The organism is Mesorhizobium sangaii, assembly GCF_014207355.1.
In the GTDB taxonomy this organism is placed as follows: domain Bacteria; phylum Pseudomonadota; class Alphaproteobacteria; order Rhizobiales; family Rhizobiaceae; genus Mesorhizobium; species Mesorhizobium sangaii.
The window spans coordinates 401,002-419,540 of record NZ_JACHEF010000001.1; the positions used below are offsets into that span (position 1 = coordinate 401,002).

Below are 18,539 nucleotides of genomic sequence, written 5' to 3' on the forward strand. Positions count from 1 at the left end.
CGTCAGCTCCCCAAGTCACCGGGTGAATTCGCCAGGTTCGTATGCACAGCTATTACCCCCCTTGCCATGTGTCTATCAAGCGGTGCGCGTCAGTCCGGTAGCGCCGAACTCAAAGCCTCCTGCAGGGCGTCCTCTGTGAACGGTTTGAACAGGCAATCCACAGCCCCTTGCTCGATGAGCCGCGGCCGCACCGTGTCATCCTTGAGAGCCGTGATGAATATGGTTGGAATTCTCTGCCCGCGGCGCAGCAACTCGAGATGCAATTCCGGACCGGTCATGCCGGGCATAGCGACGTCGAGGATCAGGCATCTGGTTTGGCCGAGGTAGTCAGATGCCAGGAACCCTTCAGCCGAGGGAAACGCGTTGGCGCTAAAGCCGAGCTCCCTAAGAAGATCGGGGAGAGACTCGCGTACGGACTCGTCATCATCGACAATCGACACGAGGGGATGCGCAATTTTCATGAAAACTCCGATGGGATTTGGGTAGTGCCACGCGCCACCGTGGTCATGACAACATCGTCGACGGACATTGCATCCGTCGAACAATGCGGGATTGAAAACGCGAATGTTGCTCCGGGGCCATCGTTGGCTTGCGCCCAAAGACGTCCATTGTGTCTTTCTATGATCGATCGGCTGACGGAGAGGCCAATACCCATGCCATCGCTCTTTGTCGTGTAGAACGCCTCGAACAGCCGTTCAGCCCCTTCGGGGCTAAAACCGATGCCCGCATCGCGCACGGTGAGGCGAACCTGTCCATCTTCGTCATCTGCGGTCCGAACCTGCAAAAGCCGCGGCCGGTCTTTGATGTCACGCATTGCATCCGCCGCATTGCGCAAGAGGTTCATGATAACCTGCTGGAGCTGGACGCGATCGCCGGCAACCATCGGCAGTTCGTCAGCCAGCTCTATGCGCAGCATCACGCGGTTGCGTTGCAGATCCGCCGATAGCAGTGCGACGACCTCCTGCGCTGCGTCGTTGAGATCGACCGGCTCGACGGTCACCGCGCGCTTGGTGAACAAGGCGCGCAATCGCGCGATCACGTCCGCCGCACGCTTGCCGTCGCGTATCGTGCGCCGCGCTGTTTCCTGCGCTCCATCGACGTTGGGCGGGTCGCTGGCCAGCATGCGAAGGCACGTGCTGGCATTGGTTATGATGCCCGCCAGCGGTTGGTTGACCTCGTGGGCGATCGAGGCGGTCAAGGCGCCGAGGCTCATGATGCGGGTGACCTGCGCAAGCTCCGATCTAAGCTTCTCGAGCGCCTCTTCAGAAAGCCGGCGTTGCGTTATGTCGAGAACGGCGCCGATATATTCGATCTGGCCATCGCCGTGGCATCCAGCCCGGTGCGCGATCAGGTGCAGATATTTGACCGACTGATCGGGCAGCACGATCCGGGGCTGGCATTCGAACTCGCGATCGCCGCGTTGCGCCCGCTCAACCGTATTGACAATCATCGGCATGTCTTCGGGGTGGACGCGGCTGGCCATCCGATCGATCGTAATGACCGTGTCCGGCTCAAACTCGAAGATGCGGTAGAGCTGCTCAGACCAGATGATCTCGCCGCTGGTGACGTGCCAGGAAAGATTGCCCATCCGTGCGAGATGCTGGCCTTCCGCCAGGAACGCCTCGCTGCGCCTGAGGGCGTCTTCCGCTCGCTTGCGCGCCGTCATGTCGCGCGTGACACCAAGCTGTGCGATTGAGCCATCGCTGGTGCGCAGCGGAGCGGCGTGCGTCTCCATGTGCCGGCGAACGCCATGAGCATTGATGAGGTCGAACTCCAGAAAGCCTTTCTCGCCGGCGCAAATCTGCTCGTGGAACTGGTGATATTTTTCCTGATGCTCGGGAGCCACGAAGTCGAAAAATCGCTGCCCGATGACGTTATCTATGGATGGCACACCTGCCATTATCGCGCCGGCCGCATTGGTGCGCAGAACCGTGCCGTCGCGGGCTACGACTTTCACGCATTCGGGCGTCGTTTCCACGATGGCGCGGAAACCCTCTTCACTGCGCTTGCGGTCTTCGATGTCGGTGTTGACGCCATACCATCTGACGATGTTGCCATGTTCGTCGTGCAGCGGATTGGCGCGGAACAGGAACCATCGGTATTCGCCGTCATGGCGCCGCAGCCGCGCTTCGGTCTCTCCCGGCTTTCCCGAAGCCATGATGGTTTGCCAAGTATCGGCCAAACCAGTCATATCGTCGGGATGAACCGCGGCCGCCCAGCCCCAATCCTTCGCCCCTTCGGCGGTAAGGCCGATATAGTCGAGATAGTGCTTGTTAAGGAACTCGGCGGTGCCATCCAAACGCGCCGCCCAGGCAAGAGTCGGAATCGTATCGATGGTAAGCTGCAGATTGCGCTCGCTTGCCGCCAGCGCCTGCTCGGTCCTCATTCGATCCTCGATGTCGGTGGCCAGGCAATACCAGCGAATAACATCGCCCGCGGCATCCCGAGCCGGATTGCTCCGAATCTGGAACCAGCGATAGATGCCGTCGAAACGTCGCAGCCTGGTTTCGAAATCCATCGGAACATGGGTATCGAGCGATCGTTTTACGGTCTCGGTGTGACGCACAAGATCGTCAGGATGAACCGTGCCGTTGATTGGCCAATTCGCGAATTCGTCCCGTGTCTGACCGAGATAGCCAAGGAATTGCTTGCTCAGCTCTTCAGCCTCTCCGGTTGCGTCGAAAACGGCGACCATCCCGGGAATGCTGTCCAGGATCTGCCGGGACCACCGCTCGCTTACGCGCAGCGCCTCTTCGGCACGTTTCAAATCCTCGATATCCGAGGTGACGCCATACCAACGGATCACCTTTCCTGTCTCGTCGCGCATCGGCACGCGTCGGCCTATGTGCCAGCGATACGACCCGTCGGCCATGATGGCGCGATACTCGCATTCGAACGGTTCCTCGGTGGCCAGGCATTCTCGCCAGCGACTTTCGACGAGCGGCAAGTCGTCGGGATGGAAAAGGCGCCGAAAATCGGTGCCGCTGGGCTGGCCACTCAGTTCGAGCGTACGCTTGTTGACGTACACGTTTGTGCCGTCCGCGTTGTAAATGCCAACCCGTACCGGAATGCTGTCGATGGTCGCCTGCAGATTGCGCTCGCTCGCCGCCAGCGCCTGCTCGGCACGCTTTCGATCCTCGATGTCGGAGCTGACGCCATACCAGCGGATCACCTTTCCCGTCTCGTCGCGGATTGGCACCCGGCGCCCTAGATGCCAACGATATGTGCCATCCGCCATCCGCGCGCGGTATTCAGCCTCGAAGGGCTCTTCCTTGGCGAGGCTCTCTCGCCATAGCCTTTCCGCGAGCCCAACGTCATCCGGATGGAACAGCTCCCTCCAATCGGCATCCCCCGGCAGTCCACTGAGCTCGATCGCTTGCCTGTTGGCGGAAACACGGATGCCATTGGTGTCGTGTACGCTGACCCTTGCAGGAATCGAGTCCAGGATCAGACGTAATTCACGTTCGCTTGCCGCAAGCGCCTGCTCGGCGCGCTTTCGATCCTCGATGTCGGTGCTGACACCATACCAGCGGATCACCTTTCCGGTCTCGTCGCGCATCGCCACTCGGCGCCCTATGTGCCAGCGATACGTCCCGTCAGCCATGCGCGCGCGATACTCGCATTCGAACGGCTCGCCGCTGGCCAGAGATGCACGCCAGAGTTCCTCGGCGCGTTCCAGATCGTCGGGATGAAAAACCTCTCGCCAATCTGACCCAACGGCGTAGCCACTCAACTCGAGCGCTTGCTTGTTGGCGGAAATGCGGTTTCCCTCTGTATCGTAGATGCCAACCCTGGCCGGGATGCTGTCGACAATCAGGCGAGACTGGCGCTCGCTTTCCTGCAACGCTTGCTCCGCGCGCTTACGATCCTCGATATCGTGGGCGATGCCATACCAGCGGACTATCTTCCCAGCTTCGTCGCGCATCGGCACGCGGCGCCCCAAGTGCCATCGATACGTCCCGTCTGCCATGCGAGCGCGATACTCGCATTCGAAATCCTCTCCAGTGATCCGGCATTCGTTCCATCGGCTCTCGGCGAGCGGCAGATCGTCAGGATGGAAGATGAGCCTCCAGTCGGCGACGCTGGGAATACCGGACAGCTGGACTGTACGTTTGTTGACGGATACGAGCCTTCCGTCATCGCTGAAGACGCCTACCCTGGCAGGAATGGTATCCAAGGTCGCCTGTAGATTGCGCTCGCTCGTAGCTAGCGCTTCCTGCGCGCGCTTCAAGTCGTCAATGTCGGTGTACAGGAGATTCCAGCCCAAGAGCCGGTGCTCGCCATCTCGGATCGGAGAGCCACGCACCTGGAACCATCGATACACGCCATCGAAGCGGCGATGCCTCTGCTCATATTCATAGGCCTCGCCCGTCGCCATGGCGTGCTTGAAGCGTTGCAGCAAACCGGGAAGATCGCCTGGATGGACCGCGTCGCCGGTGGACCAGCGCTGCAGTTCCTCGAGGGTTTTGCCGAAGTATTCACACATCTGGCGGTTAGCAACTCTGATTTCGCCGGAGGGACTCAGCAGCGAAGCGCAGGATGGAATGCTGTCGACGATGAGACGTAACTGGTATTCGCTCTCGCGCAGTGCCTGTTCGGCCTGCTTGCGATCCTCGATATCGATCAGGAAGTGGAACCAGCGCAGGATTTGACCGCGCGCATCACGCAAAGGCATGCCGAGCACGTTGTACCAGCGATAGACTCCGTCGGCGCGACGGTGGCGACTCTCGACGTTATAAGAGCCGCCCTTCTGGTGCGCAGCGACCTGGGCCGCGATGGTGTGCTCGAGGTCATTGGGGTGGACGACCTCGGACACCTTCCAGTCTCTCAACTCCTCAAACGTTTTGCCAAAATAGTCGAGGGTCAGCTGATTGAGACCTTCGACCTCGCCTGTCGGCGTGGTCACGGCAACCGGAATTGGAATGCTCTCTACGAGCGACTGAAAATCGAACTCCTGCTGATTGAATGTCTCCTCCGCGCTCCGCGCGCCCCCGACTTCGGTTGCAACTCCGCACCATTTGCCGAGCTGTCCTGTCTGGTCGTGCACCGGGCTGCATTGGATCAGGAACCTGCGATACTCTCCGTCCGCGCGGCGTATACGCGCATCAATCTCGGCGGGCTGACCGGAAGCGATGATCGATTGCCAGTCTTGGAGTAGTCTTTCCAGATCGTCTGGATGGACAACGGCCTGCCAACCGCGGCTGCGCTGCTCGTCCCAACAGATGCCGCAGTAGTCGCACCAGCGTCGATTTATAAGGTCAATGCTTCCGTCGGGCAGCGCGGTCCACGCCATGGCCGGCAGCGCATCCAGTATGCCGCCCTGACCACTCTTCATGCGCTATCCTTTCCAGCCTGTCGGCTAAACTGCGCCAGCGTCCGGCAAACGTCTATTATGCCTTGGTGTCGGTTTTGTCGGTCTCGCCACGGACAGTCCAAAAGTATTGCCGACACCTTCGTGCAATCGATTCTTCTGCGGCGACGGGCCAGTTCTACCAAGGTTCAGTTGGAACCAAAGGATACGTCAATGGCCACGATCAAGACAAATTACCTGATGCCGAAGGGGCTGGACGACGACCTCGAACAGACCTGCGATTCGGCTTTCTCGGTCACGTCCAGGATGGCCTGGTTGGAGCGGCAGGTGAAGAAGCGGCGCTCGCGCAAGGCCCTGCTCGAACTGAGCGACGAACTGCTGAAAGACATTGGTCGGTCGCGCCTTGAAGCCAACCGCGAAGCGCGCCGCTGGTTCGCTGATTGACGTAACCGCCTAAATCCGCGGCGCTGTTGCTTGCGCCGCGGACAGCTCGGCTGAACTTCCGACACACAGTCAACGGGAAGCTGGAGTTTCCGCATGGAGCTGACGGCCGCCACGATAATTGTCGCTTTTGCCGGCGTTTTCCTGATCTCGTTCATGCGGGGCGCGTTCGGCGGTGGAGTTGCCATCATTGGCATTCCGCTGTTGTCGATTGTCATGGATCCGGTGACGGCGGGTGGCCTCCTGGCGCCGCTTTTCGTTGCGACGGACCTGGTCGCATTGCGCTACTGGAAGTCGTCGACATGGTCGAAGCCCGACCTATTGCTGTTGTTGCCAGGCCTCGTGGTCGGGATAGGACTTGGCTATCTGCTGTTTCGCGTTCTGGACCACCGCGCCATATCGATCGTCATGGCGGTGACCACCCTGATCTTCGTCGGCCTTTGGTTTGCCGCGGGAGCGAACGTCACGATTCGACCGCGCTCATCGCCGAAGGCGGTTGGCGCCGGCCTAGCATCGGGTATCACAACTATGGTGGCACATTCGGGCGGACCGCCGCTTGCCATGTATCTGCTGCCGCTCGGGCTCAGCAAGGACGTCTATGCGGGGACGACGAGCCTGTTCTTCACTGTCGGCAACTTGATCAAGGCGGTGCCTTGGCTGGTGCTGTCGAGGCCGGAGGGCAACACCTGGGTCGTGATGGCCGTTTGTCTGCTCGCCATTCCCGCCGGCGTATGGCTGGGTTGGCGGCTTCACGGAAAGCTCGATCAGCGCCAGCTTTATAGAGCCTGCTACGGACTCCTGATCGTGACGGCGTTCAAGTTGTTATGGGACGGCGTCTGCGGCTATCTTGTGTAGACCGCGCTCGGGAGATGATTGCCATCTGCCGGCGCGAGAGGGTGGCCTGGCTCATCAACACGACGCCTGTCCGTCTCTGTGATCTCGAGCCGATCCAAACGTATGGCGAATCCAATACCAATGTGCAATGGCACTGCCGTCGTTGAACGGGCATCAGTCTGGGCATCACAAGCAAAATGACGTAGCCACGAAGGAGAGAATTCATGACAAGCATCTCAAAACTTGGCATTCGGCGAGCGATCTTTGCGGGAGCCTTGCTCCTCGCCGCCGCTGCCGGTTCGACGCCAACATTGGCGGAGCCTGCCGCAACGACAGTCGTTCTCGTTCATGGCGCTTTCGCCGACGGCTCCTCCTGGGCGAAGGTCATTCCGCTGCTGCAGAAAAAGGGATTGCACGTTGTCGCGGTCCAAAATCCACTGACCTCGCTTGCTGACGACGTCGCCGCAACGCAGCGCGCCATTGCGGAGCAGAAAGGTCCGGTGGTTCTGGTCGGCCATTCCTGGGCAGGTACCGTCATTACCCAGGCCGGCAATGACGACCACGTCAAGGCGCTGGTCTATGTCGCCGCTTTCTCGCCCGGCGATGGTCAGTCGACGTCCGATCTCATCAAGAACTACCCCACCCCGCCCGGATTGGCGCATCCGCAGGTTGATGCCGCGGGCTTTCTGACACTGTCACACGACGATATCGCCAAATACTTTGCCCCGGATGTTCCCAAGGCGGAGTCCAACCTGATCGCGGTCACGCAAGGCCCTGTGCGCGGCGCGAACTTCGACGAGAAGGTGACGACGGCTGCATGGAAGTCGAAGCCAAGCTGGGCGGTGGTCACCGAGAATGACCAGATGATCGACCCCAAGCTGCTCGCGGACGGCGCGAAGGCCATGAAAGCCCATGTCACGGCCATCGCGTCCAGCCATGTTCCGATGCTGTCGCACCCAAAAGAAGTGACCGCGGTCATTCTGGAGGCGGTCGAAGCCGTCAAATGACGTTTGGAGCAGTAAAGAGCGGCGGCCTCGCCGGCTCCACGTGGTGTCGCACTGGATAGACCCCACAAATGCAACATTGCCGATCTGAGTGCGGCGGGCGCCTTGGCGCCCGCCGCACTCACGTCACGACGCGAAACTGCATTCTTACCAAGCCCCACACCCGCACGCGCAATGCGGTCGAGCTCCAGCGCCGACACGCGTGCATTGCTCCGCGGCTTCACCTCCAAGTTGCGCAATCAGGCTTCGGACCAATCCCAAAGTATTGCCGATACCTTGGTGCAATAGCCTAAGCGTCGATGGCGACAGAACTATGCATAAGTCAAACGAGTTTTCTTTGCATAGGAGGACGCTATGTCAAAAGATCTCCTTTCCCCCACGAGACGTGAGCTTCTCGCCGCTACCGCCGCGGTCGGCGCTATGAGCATGATGCCGAAAGCCCTGGGCGCGGAAGCAGCGGAAGCGATCCGTCCCTTCACGATCAATATCCCCCAAGAGCAGCTCGACGATCTGCGCGGCCGTGTGGCAGCGACCCGTTGGCCTGACAAGGAAACCGTCCCGGATCACTCCCAGGGTGTGCAGTTGGCGACGGTCCAGAAGCTCGCGCAGTACTGGGCGACCGATCACGACTGGCGCAAGGTGGAAGCGCGGCTCAATGCCCTGCCCCAGTTCGTCACCGAGATCAATGGACTGGACATTCACTTCATTCACGTGCGTTCAAAGCACGAGAACGCATTGCCGCTGATCGTGACACATGGGTGGCCGGGCTCGATCATCGAACAGCTAAAGATCATCGGCCCGCTTACCGATCCGACGGCGCATGGTGGCAGGGCGGCCGACGCGTTTGACGTCGTGATCCCCTCGCTGCCTGGTCACGGATTCTCCGGCAAACCGACGGCGCCCGGCTGGACCCCTGTCACCATCGGCCAGGCCTGGGCAACGCTGATGCAGCGTCTTGGCTACACGAAATATGTGGCCCAGGGCGGAGACTGGGGCAATGCCGTCTCCGAGATCATGGCCCTACAGCAGCCGCGGGGATTGCTTGGCATCCACACCAACATGGCTGCCACCGTCCCGGCCAACATCTCGAAGGCGCTGGCCTTCCACGAGGCGCCTCCCGCCGACCTTACCGCCGAAGAGCGCAATGCGTGGGACCAGCTGGTTGAATTCTACGGCAAGGGGCTGGGCTATGCGCTGGAAATGTCGAACCGGCCGCAGAGCCTCTACGGCATCGCCGACTCGCCGGTCGGCCTGGCGGCGTGGATGCTCGACCATGACATCCGCAGCTATGACCTCATCGCACGCGTCTTTGACGGGGCGACCGAGGGCCTGACGCGCGATGACATCCTCGACAACGTCACGCTTTACTGGCTGACGAATACGGCGGTCTCTTCGGCACGGCTCTACTGGGATACGACGCAGATCTCGAATGGCGCAGGCTTCTTCGACGTTCGCGGCGTCAAGCTGCCGGTTGCCGTGAGTGCCTTCCCCGATGAGATCTATGCAGCGCCGAAGAGCTGGGCAGAGAAAGCCTACCCGAAGCTCATTCACTACAACAAGCTCGATGAGGGCGGCCACTTCGCTGCCTGGGAACAGCCGAAAGTCTTTTCCGAAGAGCTGCGCGCTGCGTTCCGGCCGCTGCGCCAGCAGATCTAACAGCGACAGGGCGGCCTCCCCCACCGCTCACTGCCGCACGCGCGGCCGGGTCCTCCCCCCGGCCGCGCATTCCGCAATCGCCCAGCCGGCGCAAAAAACTGATCGGAGAATAAAAATGTCTACTCCTTCCAAAGGCATCGCAGTTGTCACAGGCGCCTCTTCAGGGATCGGCGCGATCTACGCCGACAGGCTCGCACGCCGCGGCTACGACCTCATCCTGGTTGCGCGCAGCCGGAATAAACTCGACGAGGTGGCGGGACGCATTGCCGGTGCGACTGGCCGCGCCGTCAACGTCATTGCCGCGGATCTCAACGACAGAGCCGACCTGAAGCGGGTCGAGACACTGCTCGCAACAGAGCCGGGCATCACCATGCTGGTCAACAATGCCGGCATCGGTTCGGTCGCCCCATTGCTGGAGGCCGATGTAGATGCGATGGAGCGGATGATTGCACTGAATGTGACCGCGCTGACCCGCCTCACCTATGCCGCAGCGCCATCCTTCGCAGCGCGTGGCGCAGGGGCGATTGTCAACGTCGCGTCGATCGTTGCCATCCGGCCCGAATCTCTGAACGGCGTCTATGGCGGCACGAAAGCCTTCGTTCTGGCGCTCAGCCTGTCGCTGTTCAAGGAGCTGTCCGCCAGTAACGTGCGCATCCAGGCGGTACTGCCGGGCGCCACCGCCACCGATTTCTGGGACCTCTCCGGCAGGCCGCTCGAAAACCTTCCAAGCGCGATCCTGATGTCCGCTGAGGACATGGTCGATGCTGCTCTTGCCGGCTTCGACCAGGGTGAGCTGGTGACCATTCCCGCACTGCCCGACGCTGCCGACTGGGACGCCTACGAAGCGGCCCGTCAAAAACTCTTCCCCAACCTGTCAAATCGCCTTCCGGCAGCACGCTACGGGGTTGCGGCAGCGGCCTGACGCAGGCCTCCGAAGGTTTTTCCCGACAATCTTCAAAAACCGATAGGAACGATCATGTCACAAGCAGCAACGGCCCCCAGGGGGAGAAGCTCCTCTATACAGGCAGGGCCGCGATCACGGCATCGCCCACAGCGACGACGGCCAGCTCGAACTCAAGTTCTCGCCGCCCGGCTCCGGACGGGCGGGCACCAACCTGGAGCAGATGCTGGCGGCCGGTTGGTCGGCCTGCTTCCCGATCGGCGTCTATTTCCATTGGTATTGAACTAGACCTACTCGTCAAACTGTTGCAGGCACTTCACCTGAATGTGGTCGCGGAACTCGCTTACGGCGCGCTCTTACAGATCGAGGGCGCATCACAATTGCATCGTTCTGACCGCCAAGGGGCGAGCCCGCCGCAATTGGCGGCGGGCTCGATTGCGAGTTGGACACGATGGGGTGCAGCTATTTGTAGTATCCGCGAGAGCTTTCCGGTGCGATGCCGCCGACGAGGTAGGTAAGCCTTGCCATTTCACCCTTCCGTAACATCATTCCGGAACACTAAACCGGAACAGTTTGATTTCAGTGGCTTGAAGAACCTTGGATTACTGTCCAGGTTCCCCAGCCAAAGAGTTGCCAAGTTAAATCAGCTCGTTATCCAGACCCGAGGCGATCGGCGGTCGCCTCCTCGCCTTGGAGCAGGTGGACGCCCAAGCGGGGTTAGCTCTTGCCAATCGCGTACCTTTGGCCGCAATCTCGGCTCGAAGAGCCGCTCATCGGATGTCGGCGTGATGGGGATTTTGCCATGACCCGCGATCAGATGCTCGCCCACCTCCGATCCGCCGACGCGGTCGCGCGCGAGGCGGCGGCGCATGGGCACCATCCGTTCGGCTGCGTGCTGGTCGGGCCGGACGACCACGTGCTGATGCGGCAGGGCAATCTCGACACGGTGCGCCATGCCGAGACCGAGCTTGCCCGACGCGCGGCGGTGACCTACGAGCCGGAGTTCCTGTGGCAATGCACGCTGGTCTCGACCGGTGAGCCCTGCGCGATGTGCACCGGAACGCTCTACTGGGCGAATATCGGCCGGCTGGTCTACGGCTTCGAGGAGAGCAAGCTGCTGGCGCTCACCGGGAATCACGCGGAGAATCCGACGATGAGCCTTTCTTCGCGCACCGTACTCGACTCCGGCCAGAAAAAGATCGAGGTCTTTGGCCCCTTCCCCGAAATCGCGGACGAGCTGATCGCACCGCACCGCGAATTCTGGAAGCGCTGACGCGGTCTCCAACCTCGGCCGGAGCGCTCTGTTAGCTCGCTATGAGGGCCAGTGTTAACAGGAGAACTCGGGTGCTTACCCTGGAAGCACCCGTCTTCATGCCGACGAGTTGGCAAGGCAACCAGTCCTCCCGCCCAGCGGTGCTGCCGCGGTGTTGCCATACCAGCCCATCCCGCACACATTGACAGCAACCTTTCCGTCCAAAGCCCCGGCCAGCCGCCAAGCACGATTGACCCATGGATCGCTTCAACCTCGGCAGCTACCGCCGCCTCATCTCCACCGGCTCGGAGGAAACCCAGCGCTGGTTCGATATCGGCCTGAACTGGTGCTACGGCTTCAACCATGAGGAAGGCATCAGGTGTTTTGAGAAGGCACTCGAAACGGATCCTGATTGCCCGATGGTGCATTGGGGCATCGCCTATACCGCCGGGCCTTTCTACAATTTGACCTGGAAGGAGCATGGCGAGGCCGAGGCGAACATCGCGACGAAACGCTGCTTCGAGCATGTTCAACTCGCACGCGCCAATGCGGCTTCCGCCAGCGAGGTCGAAAGGCGATTGATCGAGGCGCTGGCCTGCCGCTTCCAGAAGCCGCACCGGGTGACGCCGCCGGAATTCGAGCAGTGGGATGACGCCTACGCCGCCGCGATGCGGCTGGCGTATCAAAGCTTTCCCGACGACCATGACGTGATGGCGCTGCTGGTCGAGGCGCTGATGATGCGCACGGTGCGGCGGCTGTGGAACCTCAAGACCGGCGCGCCGGCGCCGAACTCGGACGTGGTCGAGGCGCTCGCGGTTTGCGAGCGGTCGAACCAGCTTGCCGACGAGGCGGGCGCAGCACAGCATCCGGCGATCGTCCACCTGCACATCCATCTCCTGGAAATGTCCACCATGCCGGAACGCGGCATGCGCTCAGCCGACCTGCTCGGCGAAATGTGCCCCGATGCCGGGCACATGAACCACATGCCGGGTCACATCTATGTGCTGTGCGGCGCGTACGAGAAGGCCAAGCTCGCCAGTGAGAAGGCGGTTCGCGCCAACGACCTCTATCTCGCCTATGCGGACGAGCCGACCTACTACCTGCTCGGCTGCTGCCACGACCTGCATCTGATGATGTTCACCTGCATGTTGCTCGGCCAGCACAGGCCGGCACATTGGGCCGCCGACAAGGTGCGCAGCCTGGTGACGCGCGATGTGGTCAGCCTGCCCGACCGGCCCAAGCTCACGCAGACGGTGGAAGGCTACCACGCGATGAAATCGCATGTTGAGGTGCGGTTCGGCCGCTGGCAGGAGATCATCGACGAGCCGCTGTCCCAGGAGCCCGGCCTCTATGTGCTGACGGCGGCCATGCAGCACTATGCCAAGGGTGTGGCGCACGCGACGCTCAGGCATTTCGCCGAGGCGGAACGCGAGCGCGAAAAATTCCACCGGCATCTGGAAGGCATTCCTGCCGAACGGCGCTTCCTCAGCAACCCGACCCGCGCTTCGCTGGCTGTCGGCGCGGCTCTCCTCGATGGCGAGCTTGAATATCACCAGGGCCGGCATGAGGAGGCGTACGTCCATCTGCGGCAAGCAGTCGAGCTTGACGACAATCTCTCCTACACCGAGCCGTGGGCGTGGATGCACCCGCCGCGCCATGCGCTGGCGGCGCTGCTTCTCGACCAGGGTCACGCGCAAGAGGCCGAACAGGTCTATCGCGACGATCTGGGCCTGAGCGGCAAGGTGCAGCGCTGCGCCCAGCACCCAAACAATGTCTGGGCGTTGCACGGGCTGGTGGAATGCCTGAAACGACGCGGCGAAACCGAAGAACTGCCCGCGCTGCAGGCGAGCCTTGCCGTGGCGCTGGCCAAGGCGGACGTCCCGATCAGCTCGTCCTGCCTGTGCAGGACGAGCGTACAGTCAGCGCCAGGCTGCTGTCACTGAGGCCCGGACCTACCCCAGCCACTTCTCATAGTCGGACACCAGCAGGTGCACCGGGGCGACGTCCTCGTCGATGTTGGAGAAACGGCCGATCGGCTCGCGGAACACGTTGTCGGTGAGATCGTCATTGACGGTCGACACCTCGCCGATCAGCACATCCTTGCCCTCGGCCCAGAAGGCATGCCAGACGCCGGGCAGCAGCGTGACGCTCTGGCCCGGATCGAGCTTCAGGAGGCCGCCCGCCGGCAGCCTGTGGATGGTTCCGTCGACGGGCACCGATACTTCCGCCTTCGGATCGATGCCTCCGTCGCGATCGTGCATGAACAGCTCCAGCACCAGCTTGCCGCCACCGCGATTGATGATGTCCTCGGCCTTGATGTTGTGGCGGTGCATCGGCGACAGCTGGTCCTTGCGCGAGATCATGATCTTCTCGGCATAGAGCATGCCCATGCCCTTCTTCATGTCCTCGTAGCGGCCGTTGCGGACGGTGAACAGGAAGAGGCCGAGTTCATCGAACTTTTCCTGGCCGTAATCGGTGATGTCCCAGCCGAGCCGTGAGGTGAAAACGGCCGAGGAATCGACCTGGCGCGCCTTCGCCTCCTGCGGCGACCAATAGGCGAAGGGCGGCATGATGTAGCCGAACGAGCGGATGAAAGCGTCGGCTTCGCGGATGATATCGTTGATGGCGGAGCGTTTCATGATCATGGTCCTTCGTGTCGATTTTGCTAAAGCGCGTCGCGTCCGACGGGGTTCAAGCAATGCGCTTCAGCTTGTTAGCATGCATGTCGTTGTCCCAAAACCGCTACGCACTTTTGGGCGACATGCATTGGCAAATCGCATAGCTGAACGCCGATCCGGTGTCGATCCATCTTGCCGCCCTGCCCGTCCTTGCGGCTTCAGCGCATGGACCACAGATCCGCTGCGCTGGCCGCGTGACATCATGCGCTTTCAGCGTCATAAACCCTGCGGATTTCCATAGGGTGACAGACGATGCCGACCATACACGATCTCGATACGCCATCGATCCTGATCGACGCGGCGCGCGCCGAAGCCAACATTGCCCGCGCCCAGGCCCATGCCGACAAGAACGGGCTGAAGCTGCGGCCGCATATCAAGACGCACAAATTGCCCTATTGGGCGAAGAAGCAGGTCGCGGCCGGCGCCGTCGGCATCACCTGCCAGAAGATCGGCGAGGCCGAGGTGATGGCCGACGCCGGGCTTGCCGATATTTTTCTACCCTACAACATCCTTGGGCGGGCCAAGCTGGAACGGCTTCTGGCGCTGCATGGCCGTGTCACGCTGTCGGTGACGGCTGACAGCGTCGACACGATCGAGGGGCTGGCGGCCACCTTCACCGATGCCGGTCATCGTCTGCCGGTGCTGGTCGAGTTCGACACCGGCATGGGCCGCTGCGGCGTGCAGACGGCCGGTGAAGCCGTTGCGCTGGCAAGACAGATCGACAAGGCCGGCGGCCTCGCCTTCGGCGGGCTGATGACCTACCCGGCTGCCGGCCGCGCGGCGGAGGCCGAAGCGTGGCTTGCCGACGTCAGGCAGGCCTTGGCCGTTTCGGGCGTCGCCTGCGACCGCATCTCCAGTGGCGGCACGCCGGATATGTGGCGCTCCAACGAGGCATCGGTCGTCACCGAGTATCGCCCCGGCACCTACATCTATCTCGACCGCTATCAGGTCGCCAAAGGCGTCGGCACTCTCGACGATTGCGCGCTGACCGTGTTGTCGACGGTGGTCAGCCATCCCACGCCAACGCGGGCCATCCTCGATGCCGGCAGCAAGGCGCTGTCCAGCGACACGCTGGGGCTCGCCGATTTCGGCGAACTGCTCGGCGTTTCGGGAGCGCGGGTGACGGGTTTGAGCGAGGAACACGGCACCGTCACGCTTTCAGACCATGCCAAGCTGCGCATAGGCGAGCGCGTCCGCGTCGTGCCCGACCATTGCTGCGTGGTCACCAACCTGTTCAACGAGGTCAATCTGATCGACGGCGACAAGGTGCTGGAAACACTGCCGGTGGCAGCGCGCGGACGGATGGGATGAGACGAGCGGTCACTAAGGCAGGATTGTTGCCGATCAGCCTGGCTGCCGCTCGGCCTGTCGTGCCGCCACACGCCGCATTGCGATAACCCGTCGGCGGCGAATTTCCGTGCGCATCGCCATCAGGTGCAGCGCGAAGAACAGTACGGTGAAGCCGACGGCCATCACCAGCAGCGGCCACAGCAGGCTGGGGTCGATGGTCGGACCGCCGAGCCTGAACACCGAGGCCGGCTGGTGCAGCGTGTTCCACCAGTCGACCGAGAATTTGATGATCGGGATGTTGATGAAGCCGACCAACGTGATGATGGCGGCGGCCCAGGCGGCGCGTCCGGCATCGTCGAGCGCGCGGGTCAGCGCGATGATGCCGAGATACATCAGGAACAGCACGAAGACCGAGGTCAGCCGCGCATCCCAGACCCACCAGGTGCCCCACATCGGCTTGCCCCAGATCGAGCCGGTGATCAGCGCCAGCGCGGTGAAGACCGCGCCGATGGGGGCAGCCGATTTCAGCGCGACATCGGCCAGCGGATGCCGCCAGACCAGCGTGCCGAGTGCGGAGACCGCCATCAGCGTGTAGCACATCATGGCGAGCCAGGCGAAAGGCACGTGGATGTACATGATGCGAACGGTGATGCCTTGCTGGAAATCCTCAGGCGCAGTGAAGCTCATATAGAGCCCGACGGCAAGGACAAGCGCGGCGATGGACACCAGCCATGGCACGACCCTGTCGGCCAGCCCGACAAAGCGCGTCGGGTTGGCAAGATCCATCCAGCCGGTCAGGCGTGAAGTCGTGTCGCTCATGCGGCTCTACATAGACCGCCGGCGCGTTTGGGGCAATCGAGCGGCAGTGTCGCACTTCCTTTCTCCCCTTGTGGGAGAAGGTGGATTGGCGCGCAGCGCCAAGACGGTTGAGGGGTGCTGGAAGAAATAGGGCGTTGGTGACCCTGTCAGCCGTGCGTCTGAAATCTCGTTTGCGTCAAGCTGACACCCTCATCCGACCGAGCTTCGCTCGGCCACCTTCTCCCACAAGGGGAGAAGGCAGAGGCACCACCTGCTCAGGCGGCGGCTTCCTGCTGTTGCTGCACGGTGCGGCTGAGGCGGCGAACCTCCTCGTCGTTGAGCAGGCCACCGGCGCGCAGCAGGCTGGCAAAGCGGCCATTGCGCATCGACAGTTCGGCAAAGCCGCCCATCTCGACCACCCTGCCCTTGTCCATGAACACGACCAGATCGGCATCGCGAACGGTGGTCAGGCGGTGGGCGATGATGAAGGTGGTGCGGTCGCGCCGCAATTCGTCGATCGCTTCCTTGACGCGGTCCTCGGTCTCGACGTCGAGGGCGCTGGTCGCCTCGTCGAGCACCAGGATAGGCGCATCCTTCAGCACGGCGCGGGCAATGGCGATGCGCTGGCGCTCGCCACCCGACAGCTGGCCGCCACGTTCGCCGACCAGCGTGTCATAGCCATTGCTCTTGGACAGGATGAAGTCCTGCGCGGCAGCCGCGTTGGCGGCGGCATGGACTTCGTCATTGGTCGCGTCGGCCCGGCCGACGCGAATGTTGTCCTCGATCGAGCGATTAAGCAGGCCCGCGTCCTGGAACACGGTGGCGATCGAATGGCGCAGCGACTTGCGGGTCACGTTCCGCGTGTCGATGCCGTCGATCAGGATACGGCCATGGGACGGCGAGAAGACGCGCTGCAGCAGATTGATGAGCGTGGTCTTGCCGGCGCCAGTCGGGCCGACGATGGCGACCGTCTGACCGGCCTGGACCTCGAAGGAGACGTCATCGATGCCCTGGCCCGAATTGGCGAATTCGAAGCCGACATTCTCGAAGCGGACATGGCCGGTGACGTTGGTAAGATCGCGCAAGCCGTCCGGCTCGGCGGAGTCGGCCGCGGAATCCTCAAGGTGGTAGAAGTCCTCAAGCTTGGCACGGGCCTCCGAAATCTGGTTGGCGAAAGCCGACATCTGGTCGAGCCTCGCGATCAGCAGCGTGGCAAAGCCGGTGAAGGCGATGACGTCGCCGATGCGCAGCTGGCCATGGGTGACCAGATAGGCGCCGATCAAAAGCACCACCATCATCGAGATCGTCGACGACAGACGGTGTAGCGCATTGGCCATCGCCCACCAGTCGAGCACCGGGTTCTGCGCGTCGAGCAGGTTCTTGACATAGCGGCGCAGCGTGTCTGCCTCGTGGCCGAGGCGGTTGTAGCTCTGCAGCACGGCGACGTTGGAGACCGAGTCCGTCACATGCGCGAACACCTTGTGGTAGTGGCGCTCAACAGCGGCCTGACCTTCCTTGGTCCGCTTCATCACCAGCCGGCCGATGCCGACATAGAGCACGCCGAGCGCCAGCAGCACCATCGACATGCGCAGGTCCATGCTGATCGCGGTCGGGATCAGCAGGAACAGCGCGACCGCCGTCGAGAGGTGCTGACGCATGAATTCTAGCCACAGGCTGAACAGGGTCTCGACCGCGCGCAACAGGGTGTGCAAGGCATTGGAGGTACCGCGCTGGTGATGCCAGGCAAGCGGCATGGTGATCACGCGCTCGAACGACTGGCAAAGCACCTCGCTGCGCCGCTTGTGCGCAAAGCGATCGGCGCCGCGCGCCACCAGCACGAAGGCAACGATGTTGAAGGCGCCAAGGCCCGCCCACAGGGCAAGCGTGGCAAACACCGAGCCGCGTTCGGAAATCGCATCGATCACTCGTCCGAACATGATCGGCTCGAGAATGGCGATGATCGCGAGGGCGATATTGGCCGAACAGATCAACGCGACGCGTTTCCTGTCTGCGGCCAGATAACCGAGCGCTCGCCAGTAGATTTGCAGAAGGGTCACCCCAGTTACTCCGCCATGCTGTTTATTGTGCACTGCATCATTTGACTCGTATCGGTTGATACGTCGCAAAACAATGGCCGTGTACCTCTTCAGTTCCCAATTCGCGAACAAAAGATGGCGACGTTCCGAAATCTGCCGTGATCACCTAACGGTTTGAGAAGACAGGTAAAATGTCAGGCATGCGGCAAAATCATGGCAGCCGGCATGTGCTGCCACAATTTTAATCAACAACCATGTCTGGCGGATGACCAAGGCCGAAATCGCCTTCTACACAGTATAGCGCGAAACAAAGCGGCCTGGCGCCCGCCAAGGGCGAC

The 18,539-nt window shown here is 61.9% G+C and carries 13 protein-coding genes; 8 read left to right on the plus strand and 5 right to left on the minus strand.

The genetic code is table 11. The features are described 5' to 3' along the window. Positions 1-89: 89 nt before the first annotated feature. Positions 90-461 (minus strand): response regulator, encoded by a 372-nt coding sequence (locus HNQ71_RS02135; protein ID WP_184870958.1) that lies wholly within the window; start codon positions 459-461, stop codon positions 90-92. After that, positions 458-5,335 (minus strand): PAS domain-containing protein, encoded by a 4,878-nt coding sequence (locus tag HNQ71_RS02140; RefSeq protein WP_184870959.1) that lies wholly within the window; start codon positions 5,333-5,335, stop codon positions 458-460. The genes HNQ71_RS02135 and HNQ71_RS02140 overlap by 4 nt, the downstream gene beginning before the upstream one ends. Positions 5,336-5,524: 189 nt before the next feature. Here HNQ71_RS02140 and HNQ71_RS02145 point away from each other — a divergent pair, with 189 nt between their 5' ends. From HNQ71_RS02145 to HNQ71_RS02175, 7 genes are all read left to right on the plus strand, one after another. Continuing rightward, on the plus strand, positions 5,525-5,755 hold the full coding sequence (locus HNQ71_RS02145) for a DUF1127 domain-containing protein (RefSeq protein WP_246461154.1): 231 nt from the start codon (positions 5,525-5,527) through the stop codon (positions 5,753-5,755). 93 nt (positions 5,756-5,848) lie between these two features. Next, the gene (locus HNQ71_RS02150) at positions 5,849-6,607 is read left to right on the plus strand and encodes a sulfite exporter TauE/SafE family protein (RefSeq protein ID WP_184870960.1); all 759 of its coding nucleotides are present in this window, start codon (positions 5,849-5,851) and stop codon (positions 6,605-6,607) included. Positions 6,608-6,810: 203 nt separating this feature from the next. After that, positions 6,811-7,593: an alpha/beta fold hydrolase gene (locus HNQ71_RS02155; protein WP_184870961.1), complete on the plus strand. Its 783-nt coding sequence runs from the start codon at positions 6,811-6,813 to the stop codon at positions 7,591-7,593. A 351-nt stretch (positions 7,594-7,944) separates the two neighbouring features. Further along, on the plus strand, positions 7,945-9,246 hold the full coding sequence (locus HNQ71_RS02160) for an epoxide hydrolase family protein (RefSeq protein ID WP_184870962.1): 1,302 nt from the start codon (positions 7,945-7,947) through the stop codon (positions 9,244-9,246). A gap of 115 nt (positions 9,247-9,361) precedes the next feature. Then, positions 9,362-10,168 carry an SDR family NAD(P)-dependent oxidoreductase gene (locus tag HNQ71_RS02165; RefSeq protein WP_184870963.1) on the plus strand — a complete coding sequence of 269 codons (807 nt, stop codon included), beginning with the start codon at positions 9,362-9,364 and terminating at the stop codon, positions 10,166-10,168. A 781-nt stretch (positions 10,169-10,949) separates the two neighbouring features. Next, positions 10,950-11,420, plus strand: coding sequence for a nucleoside deaminase (locus HNQ71_RS02170; protein WP_184870964.1), 471 nt, complete (start codon positions 10,950-10,952; stop codon positions 11,418-11,420). 236 nt (positions 11,421-11,656) lie between these two features. Further along, positions 11,657-13,342 carry a tetratricopeptide repeat protein gene (locus HNQ71_RS02175; RefSeq protein ID WP_184870965.1) on the plus strand — a complete coding sequence of 562 codons (1,686 nt, stop codon included), beginning with the start codon at positions 11,657-11,659 and terminating at the stop codon, positions 13,340-13,342. Positions 13,343-13,351: 9 nt separating this feature from the next. On the opposite strand, the gene HNQ71_RS02180 is transcribed toward HNQ71_RS02175, so the two are convergent. Then, positions 13,352-14,038: a D-lyxose/D-mannose family sugar isomerase gene (locus tag HNQ71_RS02180; protein WP_184870966.1), complete on the minus strand. Its 687-nt coding sequence runs from the start codon at positions 14,036-14,038 to the stop codon at positions 13,352-13,354. Positions 14,039-14,329: 291 nt separating this feature from the next. On the opposite strand from HNQ71_RS02180, the gene HNQ71_RS02185 reads away from it, so the two are divergent. Then, on the plus strand, positions 14,330-15,388 hold the full coding sequence (locus HNQ71_RS02185; protein ID WP_184870967.1) for a D-TA family PLP-dependent enzyme: 1,059 nt from the start codon (positions 14,330-14,332) through the stop codon (positions 15,386-15,388). 33 nt (positions 15,389-15,421) lie between these two features. Here HNQ71_RS02185 and HNQ71_RS02190 read toward each other — a convergent pair whose 3' ends face one another. Both HNQ71_RS02190 and HNQ71_RS02195 read right to left on the minus strand, forming a co-directional pair. After that, on the minus strand, positions 15,422-16,186 hold the full coding sequence (locus tag HNQ71_RS02190) for a heme ABC transporter permease (protein WP_184870968.1): 765 nt from the start codon (positions 16,184-16,186) through the stop codon (positions 15,422-15,424). A 254-nt stretch (positions 16,187-16,440) separates the two neighbouring features. After that, complete coding sequence (locus HNQ71_RS02195; RefSeq protein ID WP_184870969.1) at positions 16,441-18,222, minus strand: glucan ABC transporter ATP-binding protein/ permease; 1,782 nt, start codon at positions 18,220-18,222, stop codon at positions 16,441-16,443. Between the last annotated feature and the right edge of the window lie 317 nt (positions 18,223-18,539).

Bases quoted from the DNA above. Each gene is read 5' to 3' on its own strand.
- HNQ71_RS02160 (WP_184870962.1), top strand. From the start codon at position 7,945: ATGTCAAAAGATCTCCTTTCCCCCACGAGACGTGAGCTTCTCGCCGCT.
- HNQ71_RS02170 (WP_184870964.1), top strand. From the start codon at position 10,950: ATGACCCGCGATCAGATGCTCGCCCACCTCCGATCCGCCGACGCGGTC.
- HNQ71_RS02140 (WP_184870959.1), bottom strand. From the start codon at position 5,335: ATGAAGAGTGGTCAGGGCGGCATACTGGATGCGCTGCCGGCCATGGCG.
- HNQ71_RS02150 (WP_184870960.1), top strand. From the start codon at position 5,849: ATGGAGCTGACGGCCGCCACGATAATTGTCGCTTTTGCCGGCGTTTTC.
- HNQ71_RS02155 (WP_184870961.1), top strand. From the start codon at position 6,811: ATGACAAGCATCTCAAAACTTGGCATTCGGCGAGCGATCTTTGCGGGA.
- HNQ71_RS02175 (WP_184870965.1), top strand. From the start codon at position 11,657: ATGGATCGCTTCAACCTCGGCAGCTACCGCCGCCTCATCTCCACCGGC.
- HNQ71_RS02165 (WP_184870963.1), top strand. From the start codon at position 9,362: ATGTCTACTCCTTCCAAAGGCATCGCAGTTGTCACAGGCGCCTCTTCA.
- HNQ71_RS02135 (WP_184870958.1), bottom strand. From the start codon at position 461: ATGAAAATTGCGCATCCCCTCGTGTCGATTGTCGATGATGACGAGTCC.
- HNQ71_RS02145 (WP_246461154.1), top strand. From the start codon at position 5,525: ATGGCCACGATCAAGACAAATTACCTGATGCCGAAGGGGCTGGACGAC.
- HNQ71_RS02185 (WP_184870967.1), top strand. From the start codon at position 14,330: ATGCCGACCATACACGATCTCGATACGCCATCGATCCTGATCGACGCG.
- HNQ71_RS02180 (WP_184870966.1), bottom strand. From the start codon at position 14,038: ATGAAACGCTCCGCCATCAACGATATCATCCGCGAAGCCGACGCTTTC.
- HNQ71_RS02190 (WP_184870968.1), bottom strand. From the start codon at position 16,186: ATGAGCGACACGACTTCACGCCTGACCGGCTGGATGGATCTTGCCAAC.